Source organism: Synergistales bacterium, from assembly GCA_021736445.1.
In the GTDB taxonomy this organism is placed as follows: Bacteria; Synergistota; Synergistia; order Synergistales; family Aminiphilaceae; genus JAIPGA01.
Genome location: JAIPGA010000036.1, coordinates 1 through 20,688 on the forward strand (window position 1 = coordinate 1; position 20,688 = coordinate 20,688).

A 20,688-nucleotide genomic window follows, 5' to 3' on the forward strand; every position below is an offset into this window, starting at 1 on the left:
ATGGCGCAGCAGAGCGCCGAGGAGCGGGTGAAATCGGCGGAACATCAGGCGTACACCATCGTCGAGGAGGCCCAGTCCAGAGCGGAACGGCTGGTGACGGAGGCCCAGTCCAAGGCCGAACAGCTGGCCGGCAACGCCGAATCCCGTGTCGAATCGGCCCACTCCGAGATCGCCCGACTCGATCAGATCAAAAAGCAGATGATCGCCGAGCTGCGGGGATTCCACTCCCGTCTCGGCTCCATCCTCGATGCCGAGCAGAGCGAGGGCGGTGCGGCCCGGCAGAGGGACCAGGTAGCGGCAGGTGAACAGGGCTGACCCGGAAGGACCTGCACCCCACCAGCGGGGTGCAGTACCTCAGAGGGGTGGGGCCCAAAAAGGCGGGGCTATTGCGGCAGCTGGGTGTCGAAACAGTGGAGGACTTCCTCTTTTTCTTCCCCCGGCGCTACGAAGACCGCCGCAATGTCCTCACACCGGCGGAGCTGCAGCCCGGCGAGGGCCGGACCGTGGCCGCCCGGGTGCTCTCCCTGGAGAAGCGTCCCGTCAAGCAGGGGAAGCTCGACCTGATCAGGGTGCTGCTCACCGGCCCGGGTGGCGAGGGGCGGGCCGTGGCGGTCTGGTTCAACAGGAAGGGGCTCGAACGGCTCCTGGCGCCCTCCACGCTGCTGCTGCTCCACGGCAAGGCGGAGGTGCGCTACGGCGAGCTCCAGCTGTCCAGTCCCGACTTCGAGATCTGTGAAGAGGACCCCCGCAGACGGGGGGCCATCGTCCCCGTCTACGCCTCCAGCGGCTCCCTGACGCAGAAGTGGTTCCGGGATCGTATCGGCGAGCTTCTGAAGCGAACCCCCGAGCTGCTCGAGGAATACCTGCCCCGGGACATCCTGCAGCGCCACCGCCTCCCCCCCTTGAGGGAGGCGCTTTCCACCATGCACTTCCCCCCCGACGAGAAGGCCTGGCGCCGTGCGCGCAAACGATTCGCCCTGGAGGAGCTGCTCTTTCTGCAGACCGCCTTCGCCCTCCGGCGGAAGCGTCTCCCCCGGCAGGTGGACGCCCAGGCGCTCCCGCTGCAGGGACCGCTGGTGACGTCCTTTCTCGAATCGCTCCCCTTCGCGCTCACCGAGGCGCAACAGCGCGTGCTCCGGGAGATCGGGGCGGAACTCTCCGGGACCGTGCCCATGAACAGGCTGCTGCAGGGGGACGTGGGGTCCGGCAAGACGGTGGTGGCCCTGATCGCCATGCTCACCGCCCTGGACGCCGGCAAACAGGCCGCGCTGATGGTCCCCACGGAGGTGCTGGCGCAGCAGCACGAAGGGAAGATCCGGGAGTTCCTCGAACCCCTGGGCGTTGCCCCCGTGCTGCTGACCGGATCGCTCCGGCCCGCCGAGCGGGAGGCCCGGCGCGAGGCCATCGCCGCCGGGGAGGCCCGACTGGTTGTGGGGACCCACGCGCTGATCACCGACGGGCTCTCCTTCGCCGATCTGGCGGTCGCCGTGGTGGACGAGCAGCACCGTTTCGGCGTGCGGCAGCGGATGGAGCTCTCCGGCAAGGGACAGGCGCCGCACGTGCTGGTCATGACGGCCACGCCCATCCCGCGCACCCTGGTCCTCGGCGTCTACGGGGATCTCTCCGTCTCGGTCATCGACAGCCTGCCGCCGGGGCGGAAGCCGGTGGGCACCTGGTGGATCCCCGAGGAGCGGCGCGGCGAGCTGCTCGACTTCGTCCGGCGCGAGGCCGCGGCGGGGCGGCGGATCTTCTGGGTCTGCCCCCTCGTGGAGGAGAGCGAGCAGCTGGAGGCCGCCGCCGCCACGGCCAAGTACGAAGAACTCGGCGAGCAGCTTGACGGGGTGCGCTGCTCCCTCCTCCACGGCAGGATGGGGAGCGAGGCGAAGGCCTCGGTCATGGAACACCTCGCCGCCGGCGAGATCGATCTGGTGGTGAGCACCACCGTCATCGAAGTAGGGGTAGACGTCCCGGAGGCCACGGTGATGGTCGTCGAGGACGCCCACCGCTTCGGCCTGGCCCAGCTCCACCAGCTGCGGGGGCGGATCGGACGGGGGGACCGTCAGGGCTACTGCTTTCTGCTGGGTGTGCCCCCCACCGGGGAGGGGAAACGGCGGATCAGGGCCATGTGTTCCACCACCGACGGATTCGCCCTGGCCGAGGAGGATCTCCGTCTGCGTGGCCCCGGCGAGGTCTGCGGCATCCGGCAGCACGGCCTGACGGATTTCCGGGTGGCCGATCTGGTGCGCGACGCCGGGCTGCTCCAGCTGGCCCGCGAAGAGGCCGAGGCCCTGGTGGAGAGCGGTCTCCAGGACTACCCCGACTTCCGCTCCCGGATGGCGTGGTTTGTCGGCGAACGCCTCGGCCTTGCCGTAACAGGATAGTTGCACTTGTGGAAAGAAACCGGAATCGGTACAATAACGGCATAGTTCTGGAGACAGGACCGCCCCGGAAACGGGGAAGCACCGTACATTGACAACCCCATAAGGAGTGTGGCACATATGACGATTATCGTTGCTGTAATTGGGGTGGCTCTCGGTGTCGCCGGGGGATACCTCTTCCACAAGATGCTGGTCGAAAAAGGCGTCGCCGATGCCCCCAAACGAGCCGAGGAGATCATCAGGGAAGCCGAAGAGAGCGCGGAACGGCAGAAACGGGATATCCTCAACGAGGCCCGGGAGGAAACGCTGCGGCTGCGGGACGATACGGAAAAGGAAGTGAAGGAACGCCGTAACGAACTGCAGCGGGCGGAACGGAGGCTCGAGCAGAAAGAGGAGAACCTCGACAGAAAGCTCGAAGCCCATCAGCGGCGGGAGGAAGAGCTCAAGGACGAGCAGCGGCAGGTGCAACAGCGGCTCATGGAGGTGGAGGAGACCAAGCAGCAGCAGCTGGTCCGCCTCGAGGAGATCGCCGGGATGAACCGCGAGGAGGCCAAGGCCCATCTCCTCAAGCAGGTGGAGCAGGAGGCGGAACACATCATCGGCCTCAGGCTCAAGGAGATGGAAGAGCAGGCCGCCCGGGACGCCTCACGGAAGTCCAGGGACATCGTGGCCCAGGCCATACAGCGCTGTTCCGTGGAGCACACCGCCGAGGTGGCCGTCAGCGTGGTCAACCTGCCCTCCGACGAGATGAAAGGGCGGATCATCGGCCGGGAAGGCCGCAACATCCGGGCCTTCGAGACCCTCACCGGCGTGGACCTCATCGTCGACGACACGCCGGAGGCGGTGACCGTGAGCAGCTTCGACCCCGTGCGGCGCGAGGTGGCGAGGCGGTCCCTGGAACGGCTGATCAACGACGGACGGATCCATCCGGCGCGGATCGAGGAGCTCATCCAGAAGGCCCAGCAGGAGGTGGAGGAGCAGGTCCGCGAAGCCGGTGACGGAGCGCTGCTGGAGACAGGGGTGAAGACCCTCAATCCGGAGCTCGCCAGGCTGGTGGGACAGCTCCGCTTCCGCACCAGCTACGGCCAGAACTCCCTCTCCCACAGTCTCGAGGTCGCCCATCTCGCCGGTATCATGGCCAGCGAGCTGGGGCTCGACGAGACCCTGGCCAAACGGGCCGGACTGCTGCACGACATCGGAAAGGCCGTGGACCACAAGGTAGAGGGACCCCACGCCGTGATCGGCGCCGATCTGGCGAGGAAGTACGGCGAGCAGAGTCTCATCGTCAACGCCATCGAGGCCCACCACGAGGATGTGGAGACCGAGAGCGTCTACGCCGTCCTCATCGCCGCCGCCGATGCGGTGAGCGCCTCCAGGCCCGGCGCCAGGAGGGAGAGCCTCGAAGCCTACATCCGCCGGCTGGAGAAGCTGGAAAGCGTGGCCAAGTCCTTCAACGGTGTCAGCAAGGCCTATGCGATCCAGGCCGGACGGGAGGTCCGCGTCATGGTGACGCCCAAGCAGTCCGACGACGGTTCGATCCACAAGCTCGCCTACGATGTGGCGCGTAAGATCGAGGGCGAGATGAAGTATCCCGGCCAGATCAAGGTGACCATCATCCGTGAGAGCCGGGCCGTGGAATACGCGAAGTAGGCCTTCGATGCGGGTCCTCTTTATCGGTGACATCATCGGGCGCCCCGGGCGGAAGCTGCTGTCCCGGGTGCTGCCGGAACTGAAGCACCACTATGGTCCTTTCGATTTCTGCATTGCCAACGGTGAAAATTCGGCTGGAGGGTTCGGCATCACCAAAAAGATAGCCGACGAGCTCTTCGGCCTGGGAATAGACTGCCTGACAAGCGGGAATCACATATGGGACAAGCGCGAGAGCTACGGCGTCCTGCAGGAGGAATCGCGACTCCTGCGCCCCGCCAACTACCCGCCGGGATGTCCCGGCGGCGGGTGGACCACGCTGGAGCGCTTTGGAAAGCGTCTCGCCGTCTGCAACCTGCAGGGGCGGGTCTTCATGCCCGCTACGGACTGTCCCTTCCGGGAGGCCGACAGGCTGCTGGAGCGAACGGAGGAACGCTGTATCCTGGTTGATTTCCATGCGGAGGCCACCTCGGAGAAGATCGCCATGGCGCGCTATCTCGACGGCCGCGCCTCGGCGGTGGTGGGCACCCATACCCATGTCCGGACAGACGATGCGGAGGTGCTCCCCGGGGGAACGGCCATGATCACCGATGTCGGCATGACCGGCGGACACGGCGGTGTCATCGGCATGGAGCCCGAGGGCCCCCTCTCCCGATTCCTGAGCGGCATGCCCGCCAAGTTCGAGGTGGAGCGGCACGACCTCCGTCTGCAGGGCGTGGTCGTGGACATCGACGACGAGACGGGCAGAGCCATGGAAATCACGGGTATCACCCGGCGCGGGGAGGACGGCGGCTGATCCTCACCGGGGAGAAGGAGCATCCATCCCAGGTACGAGAGATGTGTCCAAAAAAGGGAGACCGCAGGAGGAGCATTCCTCCGCGGTCTCCCTTTTTGTGTCTGCGCCGGCGGCTTGCCCAAGTCCCCGCAAGGTGTGACAATAGTATGTGAAACCGATGCCGCGGAGAACGCCGGCGGAGAAACGGAAGGAATGCGCCGCCCCCTGCGGGTCGATGCGTTCCATAAACCCATCGAGGAGGGAACACCATGACCTACAGCTGTCCCATCGCCACCAGCACCAACAACACGAGACTGCGGACACCCGAGGATATCTCGCCCTTTTCCGGCATGTGCGCCGTCTGCACCAACCAGTGCCCGGGATTCTGCGAGATCGGCAAGTCCGTGACGGAAGGCCCCGAGGCGCTCTACCCCACGGCGAAGGCGACCTCCCAGGCCGCCTCGGAGAAGGACTACCCCGTGGACTTCTCGCAGTTCAACATCAACGGCCGCTGTTTCGGCGACTTCGGGACCGAACCGGGAGGACTCGCCTACAGCCACGTGGACCTCTCCTGCGAGCTCAAAGCGGGCGAGGGCACCATCAAGCTGAAGGCCCCCTATGTCTTCCCGGCCATCGCCAAGCTGAACTGGAAGGACTACTACGCCGGGGCCGCGCTGGCCGGCGTCATCGCCGTGATCGGCGAGGACCTGCCCACCAGCGACCCCGACGCCGTGGTCGAGAAGGGACGCCTGGTGGACGCCCCCCGGCTGCGGCGGATGCACGAGGCCTTCTCCCGCTACGACCGGGGCTACGGCACCCTGGTGCTGCAGGCCAATCCCGACGACGACAAGCTGGGTCTGCTGGAGTACGCCCTGGAAACCGTGGGATTCGAGTCGGTGGAGCTCAAGGTGGGGCAGGCCGCCAAGGGCATCCAGGGCATGAAGCTGCTCTCCGGGCTGGAGCAGGCCCTGGCGTTCCGGGAGATGGGCTACGAGGTCTACCCTGACCCCCGGGACCCCGCCGTGCAGGAGGCCCACCGCAGCGGCAAGGGCGAAGCCTTCTACAAGATCGGGCGGCTCCCCGACTGGGACGAACAGTGGCTGACGGAGCGGGTGGCCTCGCTCCGGCGGAAGGGCGCCCGGTTCGTCTCCGTCAAGACAGGGCCCTACCGGCCGGCGGACATGGCCAGGCTGATGGTCATGGCCTCCAGAGCGGGGGTGGACCTCGTCACGGTGGACGCCGCCGGCGGCGGAACCGGCAACAGCCCCATCAGGATGATGAACGAGTGGGGCTATCCCCCGGTCTACACGGCGCGTGTCCTCCGCGATATCTGCGAAAAGATGGAGCGCAGGGGGATGCCCATCCCCTCCATCGCCCTCGCCGGGGGGATCGTCCTGGAGGACCAGGTCTTCAAGGGACTGGCGCTGGGAAGCCCCCACATCAATCTGGTGGGCATGGGGCGGGCGCCCATGGCGGCGGCCATGGTGGGCCACAAGATCGGCCGGATGCTGGAAGAGGGCACCCTGCCCGTGGACCTGCGGGAGAAGGGGACCTCCGTGGAGGAGCTCTTCAGCGGCGTGCCCGCCCTGCGCGGCCTCTACGGCGACAGAGCGGAGGGGATCTCCTGCGGTGCCCTGGGGCTCTCCAACTACATCCAGCGGGTCAACACGGGGCTGCGCCAGCTGATGGCGCTCTGCCGGAAGTACAGCCTCCGCCATCTGGAACGGACCGACCTGATCCCGCTCACCCGGGAGGCGGCCGACGTCTCGGGCCTTCCCTCCGCCGTGGAGCAGGACAGAGCGGACATCGACCAGATCATCGGATAGGGCGCGCTTCCGGCGGAACGGGGGATCCTCATCCACGCCGATGTCCTGGAGGAATCGGCGCTCCGGCAGATCGAAGGGGATCGCCTGCCCCTGAATCCCGACGAAGGAGGGACACCATGAACAGGCAGAGTCAGGCAACGGAAGCGGCGCGGAAACTCCTGGACGAGGTGGTGGGGCGCGAGGTGGGGCGCACCGTGGGTGTGCGGCTCTGGGACGGCGCATCCTGGCCCGACGCCGCCCCCCGCCCCGTGACGCTGGTGCTGAAGCACGAAGGGGCCCTGAAGGCCATGTTCCAGGACGGGACCGAGCTGGCCCTGGCCGAGGCCTTCCTCTACGACGATTTCGACATTGAGGGCGACATCGAGTCGGCCTTCGTCCTCTACGACGCCCTGACGGAGGCCACCCTGGGCTGGAAGGAGAAGCTGAAGGCGGCCCATCTGGCGGGCAGGCTCCCCGATCCCCCGGCACGTTCGGAGGACCAGCGCGGCCGGGCCCGGCTGCAGGGCGAACGGCATTCCGTGGAGCGCGACAGACAGGCCGTATCCTACCACTACGACGTCTCCAACGACTTCTACAGGCTCTGGCTGGACCGGAACATGGTCTACTCCTGCGGCTACTTCCACGCCGCCGATGAGCATATCGACAGCGCCCAGGAGCGCAAGCTGGACTACATCTGCCGCAAGCTCCGTCTGCAGGAGGGGCAGCGGCTGCTGGACGTGGGATGCGGCTGGGGCACCCTGGTCATCCACGCCGCTAAACACTACGGGGTGGACGCCACCGGGGTGACCCTCAGCGAGCCCCAGGCGGAGCTGGCGAACCAGTGGATCCGCGAGGCGGGGCTCGCCGACAGAGCGCGGGTCCGGGTGCTCGACTACCGCGAGGCCGGCCGGCCCGACGGGAAGGGCTACGACGCCGTGGCAAGCGTGGGGATGTTCGAGCATGTCGGCGTGGCCATGCTGGAGGAGTACTTCTGCAGGGTCCGGGACATGCTCAGGCCCGGAGGCGTGATGCTCAACCACGGCATCTCCAGCCGGATCGACATCCAGCCCGCGGAGGATGCCGGTTTTGTGGGCACCTACGTTTTCCCCGACGGCGAACTGACACCGATCGGGCACGCCCTCCAGGCCGCCGAAAGAGCGGGCTTCGAGGTGCGTGACGTGGAGAACCTCCGGGAGCACTACGCCCTCACCCTGCGCAACTGGGTGCACCGTCTGGAGGCGCGGCACCAGGAGGCCCTCCGCTATGTGGACGAGCCGACCTTCCGGGTGTGGCGTCTGTTCATGGCCGCCGCGGCCTACGGCTTTTCCAGGGGCTGGTTCAACCTCCACCAGTCGCTGCTGCTCAGACCCGACGAGGCCGGGCGGAGCGGCCTGCCTCTGACCAGGGAGGACTGGTACACCCCCCGCACCGGAGTGTGAACGGCTGTGGGCATCGCTAGCGGGGATGGGTGACCGATGGCTGTGCCTGTTCTGGGGACTTGCCCAAAAGGGGGATCTCCTGTACACTCCGGCGAGCGGCAATGCCTGATGGGAATATTTCTGATTCCTTTGTGTCTCGGGCTTACTTGGCAGACAGAGAGAGGAATGTGGCAGCGTCACCGGGCGGAGCCGCTGCATATTTTCAGAGAATGGCGGCGGAGAACATGATGATCGATACCCATCTCCATACGGCGGAATACTCCTATGACAGTGTGCTGCCCGTTGAGGAGGCCATTGGCAGAGCCCTCGATATCGGCCTCGACGGGATCTGTGTCACCGACCACGAGAGTCTGGGCATCCTGGAGACAGCGGAAGAGCTGACCAGACGTTTCGATCTTCTGGTGATCCCCGGTGTGGAGATCCTTACCGAAGAGGGGGATTTCCTTGCCTTCGGCCTGAACCGCCTGCCGCCACTTCCGATCGGCGCTCGGGAACTCCACGGACTGCTCCGGAAGAGAGGCGGCTTTGCTGTCGCCGCTCATCCATACCGCGACAACGGCCGGGGCGCGGGAGATCATCTTTTTGGGCTCCCCGAGCCCTTCGGCGTAGAGGTCTACAACGGACGGACCAGGGAACGCCACAATCTCCAGGCCCGGGAGACGGCGGGGCTGCTCGGCGCCCCGAAATTGGGAGGAAGCGACGCCCACACCGCGAGTGAAGTCGGGCGTTTCGCCACGGCCTTCCCGGAAGGGGTGCGGGATCTCGATACCTTCATCGCCGCACTGCGCAAAGGTGAGGCGGCTCCCCTTTTCCGCGACGGTGGGCGATTCCTTCCTGCCGATGACGACACATCCCCCGGCATGCCTGTTGTCCCGGAAAAAGGGCACGCCGAAACGGCCGTCCCGGTCTCCCATGCCTGATTGCCCCTTACCCGACAGGGAAGGATGCACTACCATGTCAACCATGCGGACAATACTGGTGCTTCTGGATGGACTTGGCGACAAGGGGATGAAGGAACTCGGCGGCAAAACGCCGCTGCAGGCGGCGCATACCCCTAACATGGATGCCATTGCCGAAGCCGGCGTCACGGGGCTCTACCACAGCACCCGACAGGGGATGGCCATGCCCAGCGAGATGGCCCACTTTGTGATCTTCGGCTACGACCTCGCCGACTTCCCCGGGCGTGGATACATCGAAGCCGTTGGGAGCGGCCTGACGGTAGAAGCGGAGGATGTGGCCCTGCTGGCCCGGATGTTCCACGTGGAGCCGGTGGGACGCGAATACATCCTCCGCCGCGAAAAGGTCTCCGTTGGCGCCGGGGAACGTGACGAGCTCTGTCGTGTCGTGTCCCCCTACCGGGCGCGGGGTATGGAGCTGACGCTGCACCCCACAGGCGGCAACGGCGGGATCGCCGTAGTGCGCGGCGGCGCCGTCCCCGAAATCACCGATTCCAACCCGATCTACGAAAACAGACCCATCATGGCCGTACAGCCTCGGAGAGGAGCCGCCGATCCGGAACGTGCCGCCTGTACCGCCGATTTTCTCAACGACTACACGCTTTGGACCTACGAGGAGCTGAAGCGCCACCCAGTCAACCAACGGAGGGAAGCAGAAGGACAGCCTCCGCTCAACATGGTGACGATGCAGCGTCCCGGACAATACCGGAGGCTGCCGACATTCCGTGATGCCTGGGGGCTGCGCGCCCTGTGCATCGCCTCGGGGTCCATTTACCACGGGCTCTGCAGCATTCTCGGCATGGATGTGGAGTCTGTGCGGGACAGCGGCGACTGTGGGAGGGATCTTCTGGAACGCCTGCAGCGCGCCTGTCGAGCCAGAGAACACGAGTACATCTACGTCCATACGAAGGCGCCCGATGAAGCCGCCCACAGAGGGGACCCGAGAGCCAAGCTTGAGGTGATCGAAGCGCTGGACCGCGCTCTCGCCTGGGTGGTGGAGAGGGTCCTCCCCGACGAGGATGTGGTCTTCGTGCTCACCTCCGACCATTCCACGGCCAGCGGCGGGACGATGATCCACTCCGGGGAGCCCGTTCCGCTGGTCATGTCCGGGCGGTATGCCAGAAAGGACGGGGTCCGCCGCTTCGACGAGATATCCTGTGCCCAGGGCGCCCTGGGACAGGTGCGGGGCAACGAGCTGATGTACATGATCCTGAACCTTCTGGATCGGGGAAAGCTGCAGGGACTGATGGACAGCCCCGTGAACCAGCCCTATTTCCCGGGAAGATATACCAGTCTCAGGAGGCGCACATGAACGGACACCTTCGACGATTGCTCTCCGACAAAACAGCGACGGTCTGGCCGCTGCCGGAGTGGATGCTTCCACCTGAGAGAGTGGAGGCCCTGCGACGGGAGCCCGCGCTCGCCGTGGTCGAGATCGCCGGGAAGGACAGTATCGCCGCCGCCGTGCAGGCGGTGCGGGCGGATCGGTTCTCGGCGCTTCTGCCCACCATCGCCTGCACGGGCACCCAGTTCGGCGATTGGGAGGCCCCCTTCCGGGCAGCAGAACGGATGGCTCGCTTAGTTGGCGATGCCGCCACAGTCTATCCGCCGGTGGTGCTGGGGGCACCCCCGTTCTGGCGGGCACTCTGCGGGGCAACCCATCTCCGTTCACTCCGGGAATTCGGTTTTGCCTCCCCCTGCACCGCCTGCCATCTCTACTTCCATGCACTGCGCATCCCCCTTGCGCTCCACCTGAGCAGCTCTGTCATCGTCGCCGGAGAACGGGCCTCCCATGACGGCAAGGTGAAGCTGAGCCAGGTGGATGTGTCGCTGGCCCTGTTCCAGACTTTTGTCCAACGGTTTGGGCTGGAGCTGTCGATGCCCCTGCGGTACGTCGAAGACACCGCCGAGATCGATGCCCTACTCGGTGGCGACGGCGGAGAAGGCAGCGACCAGCTCCAGTGTGTCCTGAGCGGGAACTACCGTGACGACACCGGCCGGGTGCGGTACGAACCGCAAGAGGTCCGGCGCTTTCTCGAAGACGTGGCTCTTCCCGTGGCGGAGCGATGGTTGCTGGAGTGGGTCCCTTCGTAGCGCACAGCCGGTGGTTTGCCCCCCGAGAGCGATTGACCGTCAACGGCGACGAGCCGCGGACTATCTGCGCAGCAGGCGCGCCACGTCGATGGATGCGTAGCTGATGATCATGTCCACACCGGCCCGGCGCAGCGCGAAGTGGCTCTCCAGCAGTCCCCTGGTCTCGTCCACGGCGCCGGCGGCCATGGCGTGGCGGAGCATCATGTACTCGCCGCTCACCAGGTAGCAGGCCAGCGGGAGCAGTGTGGCCTCCCGGAGCCGGGCGATCACATCCATGTAGAGCAGCGAGGGCTTGACCATCAGGAGGTCGGCCCCCTCCTCTTCGTCCAGCAGCGATTCCCGCAGCGCCTCCCGGCTGTTGGTGACAGGCATCTGGTAGGCCCGCCTGTCCCCCGAGGAGGGGGCGCTGCCCGCCGCGTCCCGGAAGGGGCCGTAGAAGGCGGAGTGGAACTTGGTGCTGTAGCTCATGATCGGCGTCTCCCCGAAGCCTGCCTGGTCGAGCCCCTTCCGGATCGCCCGCACCTGTCCGTCCATCATGGCCGACGGCGCCACCATATCGGCCCCGGCGCGGACGTGGCTGCAGGCGATCTCCGCCAGATGGGGCAGCGTGGCGTCGTTGTCGACGCCGCCGTCGTCGCGCAGGATGCCGCAGTGGCCGTGGGAGGTGTACTGGCACATGCAGACATCGGTGATGAGCGAGATGTCGCCGCCGTACCGTTCCCTGAGCTGCTGCAGCCCCAGCTGGACAGGCTGGTCCATGGCGTGTGCGCTGGTGCCTGTTTCGTCCTTGTAGCCGGGGATGCCGAAGAGGATGAAGGAGCGGATGCCCGCCTCCAGCGCCTCGTCGACGATCTCCGGCAGCAGGTCGGGCGACCGCTGGGCGACGCCCTGGAGCGACGGCACGGGCACCTCACGTTTCGCTCCGGGGATGACAAAGAGGGGGAGCGTCATGTTCCGCGCCTCCAGCGTGGTCTCCCGCACCGTCTCCGCGAGGATCCTGTTCTGCCGCAGCCGCCGCATCCGCAGCTCGGGGTATGTGCCTCGTTGCATCATGGCTGTTCCTCCTTTGTTTTCCTGAGTTCCGTGAGTATCTCGATCAGCCCCTCCAGCGCGGGCTCCTCCATCGTCAGCGGATCGACCCCGAAGGTCTTTTCGATCTGGTCCGCGCAGACGGGTCCCCAGCCCACGGCTCCGGTCCGTCCCGGCAGAGGCCCCAGTTCGTCCATCCAGGCCTCCACCAGGGCGCTGCTCCCGAAGACCACAGCGTCCAGGCCCGTTGCGGTCCACTGCTGCCGGGAGGACGCCAGCCCGGGCGGCGTGGTCCGGTTCATCCGGTAGGCCGGCAGGAGCCGGGGTTCGGCGCGCCGCTGGCGCACGGCCTCCAGGGGCGCGGAGGCCCCCCGTTCGTTGCGGAAAAAGAGCACCTCTTCCCCGGGAGCCACGGACTCGGCGAGGAGCCGGGCGAGACCGGCGGAGGTGGGCGGTTCGGCCACCCTGTCGGGGCGAATCCCCAGCTCCTGCAGAGCCCGGGCGGTGCCGGCGCCGATTACGGCGATGCGCGCACCCAACTGCCTGGGGTCGGTGTCCCGCGTCAGCAGCTGCGCCCCCCGGGGGCTGGAGAGGACGATCCAGTCCGCCCTGGTGAGCAGCGCCTCCTCGTCGTCGTGGCGGATCTCCTCCCGGTAGAGCAGCGGAACGCTGTAGGCGTCGGCGCCGAGCCGCTCCAGAACACGCGCGGTCTCCCAGCTCTCCGGAAAGGGCCGTACCACAGCCACCTGGAGCCCCTGCAGCGGCCCCCGTTCCGGATGCAGCGGGAGCCCGGCCACATCGCCGGTGACGATGATGCTGGGGCTTTCCAGTGGCGCTGCCGCCATGCCCTCCAGGTCGCCGTCGGTCCGGGTCGCCCGCCCCCATCCGCCCCAGGTGACGGCGGAACAGGGGGTCGTGCCCGGCATGCCCGCTTCCAGGAGCGCCGCCGCGGTCTCCCCCCAGGACGAGGCGCCCATGTAGAGAGCCAGCGTTCCCGGTGCCGTCGCCAGCCACCGACGGAGCGCCTGGTCGGGTTCCGCCCATTTCTGTCTGTGTGCCGTGGCCACGGTGCAGCTCCCCGCGAGCCCGCGGTGGGTGGCGGGGATCCCGGCGCTCCCCAGAGCCCCGATGGCTGCGGTGATGCCTGGCACGTACCGCCAGGGGATGTCCGCGGTCTGCAGGGCCAGCGCCTCTTCGCCGCCCCGCCCGAAGACGAAGGGGTCGCCGCCCTTGAGCCGCACGACCTCCCCGCCGCTGCGGCCCAGACGGACCAGCAGTGTGTTGATCTCCTCCTGGCTGCGGGCGTGTTCCCCCTTCCGCTTGCCCACCCAGTGCATGGGGCATCCCGGCGGGGCGAGCTGCAGCAGATCGGGGTGCACCAGGCTGTCGTAGACCAGATGGTCCGCTGCGGCAAGGGTTTCCCGCGCCTCCAGAGTGAACCACAGGGGGCGGGCGCAGCCGCCGCCTACAAGGTGTACCGTCATTGTCGTGCCTCCCGGATGAGTTGGATTGCGCCGCTGTCCCGGAGGAAACGCTCCGCAAGGGTGTCTCCCAGCTGCAGCGCCTCCCTCGGCGAGTCCACTCTACCACTGACGGAGAGGGAGGCGAAAGCAACGCCCCGGCTGCCCAGGATCTCGGCGCGGCAGGTCATGGTCTGCGCTTCCAGGGTGGCCAGAGCGGCGAAGGGGACGTGGCAGCCCACCTGCAGCCGCTGCAGCAGTCTCCGCTCCGCCAGAGCGGCGTACCATGTGGGGCTGTGGTTCACCAGTGCGGCGGCCCTGGTCGCCTCACCGTCGTCGCGGCTCTCCAGGGCGATGATCCCCTGGCAGGGCGCCGGAAGAAAGGGGAGGGGCGTGCAGTGTTCCGGCGCGGGCCCCAGGCGGTCCAGACCGGCCCGGGCCAGGACAATGCCGTCGTACCGGCCTTCGGCGAGTTTGCGGAGCCGGGTGGGCACATCGCCGCGGAGCGGAACGACGGAGAGATCCGGTCGCTCCCGCAGCAGCTGGGCACTGCGCCGGGGGCTCGACGTCCCCACAGAGGCCCCCTCCGGCAGTGTGGCGAGGGAGGCGCTCCGCCTGGAGACCAGGACATCGCCCGCGGCGCCCCGGGGGAGCACCCCCGCCAGGCGGAGACCCTGCGGGCAGCGGGAGGGGAGGTCCTTCAGGCTGTGGACGGCGGCATCCCCCAGTCCGTCCAGCAGCGCCTCCTCGATGACCTTCACAAAGGCCCCCCTGCCGCCGAACCGGGCCAGCGCCGTCTTCCGGTCCCTGTCCCCTTCGGTGCAGCAGGTTCTGAGGCGGGCATCGATCCCCGCCTCCTGCAGAGCCTGCAGCGCCAGATCGGCCTGGACCAGCGCCAGCCTGCTGGAGCGGGTGAGGAGGATCAACGGTGGTCCCACTGTTCCGCCATCTCCATGAGGCGACCTTTGACCGCCGCCGCGCCCGCGGGGTCCGTCCCCCGGCTGGAGACCCCGATCCTGTACCCGCCGTGGGAGAACTGGGCCGCCAGCGCCCAGTCGCTCCGTTCCGGCGCGCCGCAGCAGTTGAGCAGGCATCCCGTTCCTTCCGCCAGGGGGACGATGGCTTCGGTGTCGTCTCTGGAAGCGGCGATGACGGCGAAGGCATGACGGCGGAAGTCCTCCCGCTCCACGGCCCTCCCGGCACGGGTGAGCCGTCCCTCCGCCGCCAGCCGCTCAATCTCCGGGCGGATCGCAGACGCCACCAGACGCACCGCCATCCCCGCCTGCAGCAGTGTCTCCACCTTCCGCAGCGCCGTGGGGCCGCCGCCCACCACAAGAATGGGGCCGCTCCGGGGGCTCAGGGAGATCATGAGCGGGAAGTCGCGGCGTTCCTTTGGGTCCTTGCGGCCGATTGGGGGCATGCGGTCCATCCCCGGGCCCTCTACCGGCCGCTTCCGCAGGACCAGGAGGCGAACGGCGAGGATCGCTCGTGTTGCTTGCCCGTCATGTGATCGATGGTGAGCTCCAGGATGGCCACATTCCGCAGCGCCTCGTCGCTCCGCTCCACGCGGGCGCCCCTCTCGTCGTAGTGGGCGGCCAGGATCCTGATGCCCTCCCGCTTTTCGTCGCTGTCCTCCAGGATCCGCAGGGAACCGAAGCCGATGACGCTCCGGTAGGTGAGCGTGATGCCCGAGCTCTTCTTTGGGTCGTCGTGGAAGACCACGTCGGTCTCCACCTGGAAGGAGGCCCGGGGATCCCGGCGGATGAGGTCGATCTTCTTGCCGGTGGTGGCGCTGTGCATGTAGAGACGTCCGTCGCGGTAGCCGTAGGTGATGGGGAAGACATAGGGATAGGCCTCGTCGAAGAGTCCCACGTGGAGCACCTGCGATTGCCCGAGAATCTCCTCGATCTCCCCTCTGTCGCTGATCTCCAGATCGGTTCTGCGCATTGCCCTGAACATATCATCCCATCCTTTCCTCGATCTGCTGCCTCCATTGTATCGCCTGGAGCCCCATCGGCACGGCGCAGATCGCCGCCGGATCCCGCGATCGGTGCGCTGTTTCCCTTTTCGCAGGACGGTGGCCCTTCAGGGAAGGGGGGCGAACGGTGGGGTCCTCCGGTTCCGCAGGCATACCGGTTTCGGAATCCGAGGAATGGCGCTCTTCCCTTTTTCCGCCGGAGTTATACTGGTTCTGGTAGAATCCACAGCAGAACCCATGGATCGAGGTGGAAACCATGCATGCAAACACTGGAACGACAAACCCCCCGGGGAGGAGCCGGCGTCCCGTCGTACTGCAACAGATCGTCCTTGCGGCGCTGTTGCTGTGCCTTGTGCCAACGGTGGCGCCTGCAGCCCCGACCCCCCCCGACGTGGAGGAGCTCTTCCGGGACCGGGATTGGGAGGCTCTGGACAGGCTGGCCGCCGGCGGAACAAGCCTGGATATCCGGGATGAAGCCTTCATCGCCAACGCCTACTGGCTGCAGCAGCGGTGGGGTGATGCCCTGGAGCTGCTGGAAGGGATCGAAGCGAAACTTCCCGAAGCGGTACGGCCCTACGCTGAGATGATGCGGATCCTGGGCTACGAACGGACCGGCCGGCCGCAGCAGGCGCTTCCGCTGGCCCGGGCCCTCTCGGCCGACGCGCCCCCGCCGCTGCGGTTCTACGTGGCCTACGCCGGCTACCGGCTGGCCGGAGAGGCCGGCGGCGACACCGAGTCCTGGCTGCAGGCCATGGAGGACAACGCCGCCACGGAGGGCCACCGGCAGACCCTGCTGACCGTGCAGCTTCAGGAGCCCGGCGGCGATGTCCGGGACGCCCTGGCCATGCTGGACGAGAACCCCCACCACGGGCCGAGTCTGGCCATCCTCAGGAGACAGCCCGAGGCGGAACGGGGCCCCGACACCCACTGCGCCTTAGGATACCAGGCCTTCCTCCAGGGCGAGTTCGCCCGAGCGGCCGGGGAGCTCGCCAAGGTGCCCGCGGGGCACGCCAAGGCGCGCAAGGCCCGGTACTACCAGGCCATGTCCCACTACCGGCGCAAGGAGTACGGCCAGGCCTTCCGGCTCTTCAAAGAGTTGGCCGAACGCGGCGGGGGCTACAGCGCCTCCTCGGTGGTGCGGCTCTCCATCCTCGCACGCCACGCCTACCGGAAGGAGGTCCTGGACCTGCTGGCCACACTGGCGAAACAGACCGAGGGCAGGCGGCGGCTGGAAGCCCTGGAGGCCCTGGCCTGGCTGGGGAGCGAACCCCAGCGGCGGTGGGCCGAACAGCAGCTCATCGCCAACCACCCCGAAACGGAGGAGCGCTCCGAGGTGCTCTGGGAACGGGGATGGGAGTCCTGGCAGGCTGGTTCCCCCGCAGAGGCCCGCACCCAGTGGGAGAAGGCTCTGCAAGGCGAGACGGACCATCGGTGGCGGGCGCGGTTCCTCTACTGGACGGCCCGGGCGCTGGAAGAAGAGGGAAACGACCAGGCCGCCCGCGAACACTACGAGCGCCTGCGCAGCAGCTCCCCCCGCTCCGTCTACGCCTGGATGGCCTATCCCGACGGTCCCTACCGGATTGTCGACGCCCTTCCGGAGGAGCTCCAGAGTGAACCGGGGCCTCTGGAATCCTGGGGCTTTGTCCTCTACGCGCGGCTGGTGGGCGCCGATTCAAAGAATCCGGCCGAGCGCTACCGGGCCGCCAGACTGGGCTTCTGGCTGGGGAACGAGGCCTCGGCCTACCGGGAGGCCCTGTCGGTAAGCGACCATCTGGCCGTAGACGGCGGGCTGTCCCGGCCGCTGCTGGAGATGATCTATCCCCTCCCCTACCGGGAGGAGGTCTGCGCCGCCGCGGCGCACTTCGGCGTGGAGCCCTGGTACATCTGGGCCACCATGCGGCAGGAGAGCGCCTTCGACGCCGACATCCGCAGCTGGGTGGGCGCCGTGGGGCTGATGCAGCTCATGCCCGCCACCCTGGAGTGGGAGGCCTCGACGCTGGGGCTGGATGACGCCGACGGGACCGACCCCGCCGACAACATCCATGTGGGAACGGCCCACCTGGCAAGGCGCTACCGGGAGTTCAAACGCCCCGATCTGGCCTCGGCGGCCTACAACGCCGGCGCCTCCGCCGTGCGGCGGTGGCTGAAGGGGGATGCCTCGCCCACACCCGAGGTGTGGCTGGAGACCGTGGGCTACGAGGAGACCGCCGACTACGCCCGCCGGGTCATGGGCGGCATGGACAACTACCGCCATCTCTACGAAGACAGGGGGATCTGTCCGCGGAAGGGAGAAGGCAATCCCGAGTAGCGACCGATGTCGGGTATAGCGAGGCAGGCTGTCATTCAGACGCGGGCCTGCAAGCCGGTGGAATCCCTGGAATAGCAGGGGCAACGATGAGGGCAATCTGGTTCCCTGCCGTAACAGCTTGCTTCTGGGCGTTTGGAAGAAGGGGAGGCAAGATCTCAAGCGAAAACGCTACACCTGTCGATTTTGGTAGGAACAGCAATATATCCCAAAAAATAGAAAACAATTTTCATTCTGTGGCTATGTGTATCTGCTATTTTTGTAAATCCAGCCCCTCAGTCTATCTTTATCAATTTTTCCTTCAGCGAGAGCTATCGCCATCTCAAAATAATCCTCATCACTGGCACAGAGCTCTATCCCATTTAAGTCCAGGAAGCTCTCGCCAAAAAGCATCCCAAGCCTTTTGTTTCCATCATACAGGGGGTGTCCTTGTATGATGGAACGAATTGCAACGGAGGCTAAGAGAAAAACATCATTTCCATAAAAATCGACGAGCCCTCCGAGATGTGCAACATACCCCAATGGACCATAATTGATAATTGAAATAAAATCCTTTGGGTGACTCTCTGCAAGCATGGAAACAAGGGCTAACAGTTCGTCTTCATCTATCCAGCGGATAGCAGCATTCACTTCTTTCTAGTATTTTGAAAGCTCCTCGAAAACGGCCTTCCTGCGCTGCAGGATCTTGCGAGTTCTCTCCTCAAAGGCCTTGTCCGTCTTGATGGTACGCGTCACCAGCCCTCTACCGGGAATGGATACACGTACTATTTTTGTCGTTGCTGCATTGTTGGCATCCTGTCTGCACACCGGCATCGGATCTCCCTCCTTTTGGAAACAATCTGGCAATCTTACTCTTACTTTATTATACCTCCACTTCACCCCGGCTGCCAATGAGTCTGCGAAACCAGGACAATCCTCCGGTTCCGCTTCCTTCCTCTCTATAGATCAGCATTCACCTGCAGGAATCGCGAACCACGCAGAGGTCAGCGAGACACTGCAGAGCGAAAATGGCAGCAAGCAGGTAGACCGATGTTGCGGTTGTTCTTTCTGTTCTCTGCTTTACAGGGAAAGATTATTCGGCGGCATCCTCCGGCGGGGTGAGCTCCTCGCGGAAGGCCTTGGCGTACATGTCGAGGACCGTCAGAAAGAGGCCCGCCAGGACGGGGCCGAAGATGATCCCCACCGGCCCGAAGACGGCGATCCCCCCCAGGGTGCTCAGGAGCACCACCAGGTCCGGCACCTGGGTCTCCCTGCCCACAATCCGCGGACGGAGGATGTTGTCCACCGTGCTGACCACCAGGCCGCCCCAGAGGACCATGGCGACGGCGGCGAGATAGCGGTGGGAGAGCAGGAGATAGAGGGCGCCGGGCCCCCATACCAGCGGCGCGCCCAGCCCGGGGATCGCCGAGAGGATCAGCGTCACGGCTCCCCAGAAAGCGGCGCCCCGGATGCCGGCGATCCAGAAGGCGGCCCCCACCAGCACCCCCTGCAGAAGACCGATGATCAGGATGCTCTTGAGGATCACCTTGGTGACCGACAGCCCCTTGTCGAGGATATGGTTGCGGTCCTCAGGGGTGAGCGGCAGGTAGCGGAGGATCCGCTCCAGCAGGTCGGGGCCGAAGATCAGGAAGAAGAAGGTGGCGTAGAGGGTGATGAAGACATTCAGCACGAATCCCGCCGTCCCCTGCATGGCCGCCGAGAGGTTCTGGACGATGTAGTTGCCCGAGGCGCTGACGAAGGCGATGATATTGTCGACGATCCGTTCTTCAAAGGGCTTGAGCTGGCTGGCGAAGGGGACCCACTCCGGCAGGCCCTGGGGCAGCCCGCCCGAGGCGGCCATCTGTTCGCTGATCCAGGGGACGAGAAACTCGCTCAGCCGGACGGCCTGGCCGGTGACCAGCGCCAGCATCCCCAGCAGCGGGAGGCCGATGACCAGCACCGCCAGCAGCAGCACCAGCCCGGAGGCCGGCGCCCGCCGGCCCTTCAGGATCGTGAGCGTCTTTCTGTAGACCGGGTGGAAGAGGGCGCTCAGGACGACGGCCAGCCCCACAGCCACCAGAAAGGGCCGGATCAGCAGGAGGAAGGCGGCGAAGACAAGCAGAAAGAGAATCAGGATGAAGATCTTGCGGTACCGGTGGTGCGCCGTGGCGTTCCAGTCCATGAACGACCCCCCGAAGATGCAGCGCACGGAGCGGCGGCAGCCGCTCCGTGGTCGTCTCGGTATGCCTTCGGTCTACCCCAGGTTGCTGCCTTCCGCTTCGACCTCTTCCTGCAGCTTTGCGTTCTGCGAGACGGCGTCCCTGGCGAAGAGGCCGGGTTTGCAGACCTCGCCGCCGTTTTTCATCCCCAGGAGGTTGATGCTCTTCCTGAAGGATGCCACGAGACCGTCGAAGCAGGACGGGTCGCCGTCGCCGGCGGCGGAGACGAGGATCGCCCGTTTGCCTTTTACGTTCCAGGCGGCCCTGTCGTCCACGAAGGGGACGAAGCGGTCGAGAACGGGCTTGAGCTGGGCGCTCCAGCTGTACCAGTAGAGGGGAGTGGCGAAGACCACCGTGTCGGCCTTCTCCAGGGAGGCGTAGATCTCGTCCAGGTCGTCCTCGAAGATGCAGGGCCTTCCCTGTCCCCAGCACTTCCTGCAGTCCGTGCAGGGCCCGATGTTCATGTCGGCCAGGTGGAAGCGGTCGATGGCGCCCTCCACGGCCATGCCGCGGAGCAGCGCTTCGGTGAGGCTCTCCGAGTTGCCGTCCTTCCGCGGGCTTCCGTAGAGCACACATACATGCGACATGCTGTGTCCCTCCTTTTCGGATAGTCCGGTGTCCCGG

General features: G+C 66.3%; 18 protein-coding genes. 10 read left to right on the forward strand and 8 right to left on the reverse strand.

The features are described 5' to 3' along the window. From K9L28_06780 to K9L28_06820, 9 genes are all read left to right on the forward strand, one after another. Positions 1-315: hypothetical protein (locus tag K9L28_06780; GenBank protein ID MCF7936025.1), on the forward strand; the 315-nt coding region annotated here is incomplete at its 5' end. Further along, positions 312-2,381 (forward strand): ATP-dependent DNA helicase RecG, encoded by a 2,070-nt coding sequence (gene recG, locus K9L28_06785; protein MCF7936026.1) that lies wholly within the window; start codon positions 312-314, stop codon positions 2,379-2,381. The genes K9L28_06780 and recG, both read left to right, overlap by 4 nt. Positions 2,382-2,498: 117 nt before the next feature. Continuing rightward, positions 2,499-4,028 (forward strand): ribonuclease Y, encoded by a 1,530-nt coding sequence (rny, locus tag K9L28_06790; protein ID MCF7936027.1) that lies wholly within the window; start codon positions 2,499-2,501, stop codon positions 4,026-4,028. A 7-nt stretch (positions 4,029-4,035) separates the two neighbouring features. Beyond that, positions 4,036-4,821, forward strand: a complete 786-nt coding sequence (locus tag K9L28_06795; protein ID MCF7936028.1) for a TIGR00282 family metallophosphoesterase — start codon at positions 4,036-4,038, stop codon at positions 4,819-4,821. A gap of 248 nt (positions 4,822-5,069) precedes the next feature. Further along, complete coding sequence (locus K9L28_06800; GenBank protein ID MCF7936029.1) at positions 5,070-6,626, forward strand: FMN-binding glutamate synthase family protein; 1,557 nt, start codon at positions 5,070-5,072, stop codon at positions 6,624-6,626. 116 nt (positions 6,627-6,742) lie between these two features. Next, positions 6,743-8,044: a cyclopropane-fatty-acyl-phospholipid synthase family protein gene (locus tag K9L28_06805; protein ID MCF7936030.1), complete on the forward strand. Its 1,302-nt coding sequence runs from the start codon at positions 6,743-6,745 to the stop codon at positions 8,042-8,044. Positions 8,045-8,268: 224 nt separating this feature from the next. Continuing rightward, positions 8,269-8,964: a PHP domain-containing protein gene (locus K9L28_06810; protein MCF7936031.1), complete on the forward strand. Its 696-nt coding sequence runs from the start codon at positions 8,269-8,271 to the stop codon at positions 8,962-8,964. Positions 8,965-9,007: 43 nt separating this feature from the next. Beyond that, the gene (gene apgM, locus K9L28_06815) at positions 9,008-10,312 is read left to right on the forward strand and encodes a 2,3-bisphosphoglycerate-independent phosphoglycerate mutase (GenBank protein ID MCF7936032.1); all 1,305 of its coding nucleotides are present in this window, start codon (positions 9,008-9,010) and stop codon (positions 10,310-10,312) included. After that, on the forward strand, positions 10,309-11,094 hold the full coding sequence (locus K9L28_06820; protein ID MCF7936033.1) for a hypothetical protein: 786 nt from the start codon (positions 10,309-10,311) through the stop codon (positions 11,092-11,094). The genes apgM and K9L28_06820 overlap by 4 nt, the downstream gene beginning before the upstream one ends. 60 nt (positions 11,095-11,154) lie before the next feature. Here K9L28_06820 and hemB read toward each other — a convergent pair whose 3' ends face one another. Genes hemB through K9L28_06845 form a run of 5 tightly spaced genes read right to left on the reverse strand, consistent with a single transcriptional unit; the run spans position 11,155 to position 15,530 of the window. Beyond that, entirely contained in the window at positions 11,155-12,147 is a 993-nt protein-coding gene (gene hemB, locus K9L28_06825; protein ID MCF7936034.1) for a porphobilinogen synthase, read from the reverse strand. Then, positions 12,144-13,607, reverse strand: coding sequence for a uroporphyrinogen-III C-methyltransferase (cobA, locus tag K9L28_06830; GenBank protein MCF7936035.1), 1,464 nt, complete (start codon positions 13,605-13,607; stop codon positions 12,144-12,146). Before cobA ends, hemB begins: the two co-directional genes overlap by 4 nt. After that, positions 13,604-14,521 (reverse strand): hydroxymethylbilane synthase, encoded by a 918-nt coding sequence (gene hemC, locus K9L28_06835; GenBank protein ID MCF7936036.1) that lies wholly within the window; start codon positions 14,519-14,521, stop codon positions 13,604-13,606. Before hemC ends, cobA begins: the two co-directional genes overlap by 4 nt. Then, the gene (locus tag K9L28_06840; protein MCF7936037.1) at positions 14,506-15,003 is read right to left on the reverse strand and encodes a siroheme synthase; all 498 of its coding nucleotides are present in this window, start codon (positions 15,001-15,003) and stop codon (positions 14,506-14,508) included. The genes hemC and K9L28_06840 overlap by 16 nt, the downstream gene beginning before the upstream one ends. A gap of 20 nt (positions 15,004-15,023) precedes the next feature. Continuing rightward, on the reverse strand, positions 15,024-15,530 hold the full coding sequence (locus K9L28_06845; protein ID MCF7936038.1) for a pyridoxamine 5'-phosphate oxidase family protein: 507 nt from the start codon (positions 15,528-15,530) through the stop codon (positions 15,024-15,026). Between the two features lie 287 nt (positions 15,531-15,817). On the opposite strand from K9L28_06845, the gene K9L28_06850 reads away from it, so the two are divergent. Further along, positions 15,818-17,869 (forward strand): lytic transglycosylase domain-containing protein, encoded by a 2,052-nt coding sequence (locus tag K9L28_06850; GenBank protein ID MCF7936039.1) that lies wholly within the window; start codon positions 15,818-15,820, stop codon positions 17,867-17,869. A 237-nt stretch (positions 17,870-18,106) separates the two neighbouring features. Here K9L28_06850 and K9L28_06855 read toward each other — a convergent pair whose 3' ends face one another. The 3 genes from K9L28_06855 to K9L28_06865 form a co-directional block, all read right to left on the reverse strand. Beyond that, complete coding sequence (locus tag K9L28_06855) at positions 18,107-18,496, reverse strand: Fic family protein (GenBank protein ID MCF7936040.1); 390 nt, start codon at positions 18,494-18,496, stop codon at positions 18,107-18,109. Between the two features lie 442 nt (positions 18,497-18,938). After that, positions 18,939-20,027, reverse strand: a complete 1,089-nt coding sequence (locus tag K9L28_06860) for an AI-2E family transporter (protein MCF7936041.1) — start codon at positions 20,025-20,027, stop codon at positions 18,939-18,941. A 72-nt stretch (positions 20,028-20,099) separates the two neighbouring features. Beyond that, entirely contained in the window at positions 20,100-20,651 is a 552-nt protein-coding gene (locus K9L28_06865) for a flavodoxin family protein (GenBank protein MCF7936042.1), read from the reverse strand. Positions 20,652-20,688: the final 37 nt, after the last annotated feature.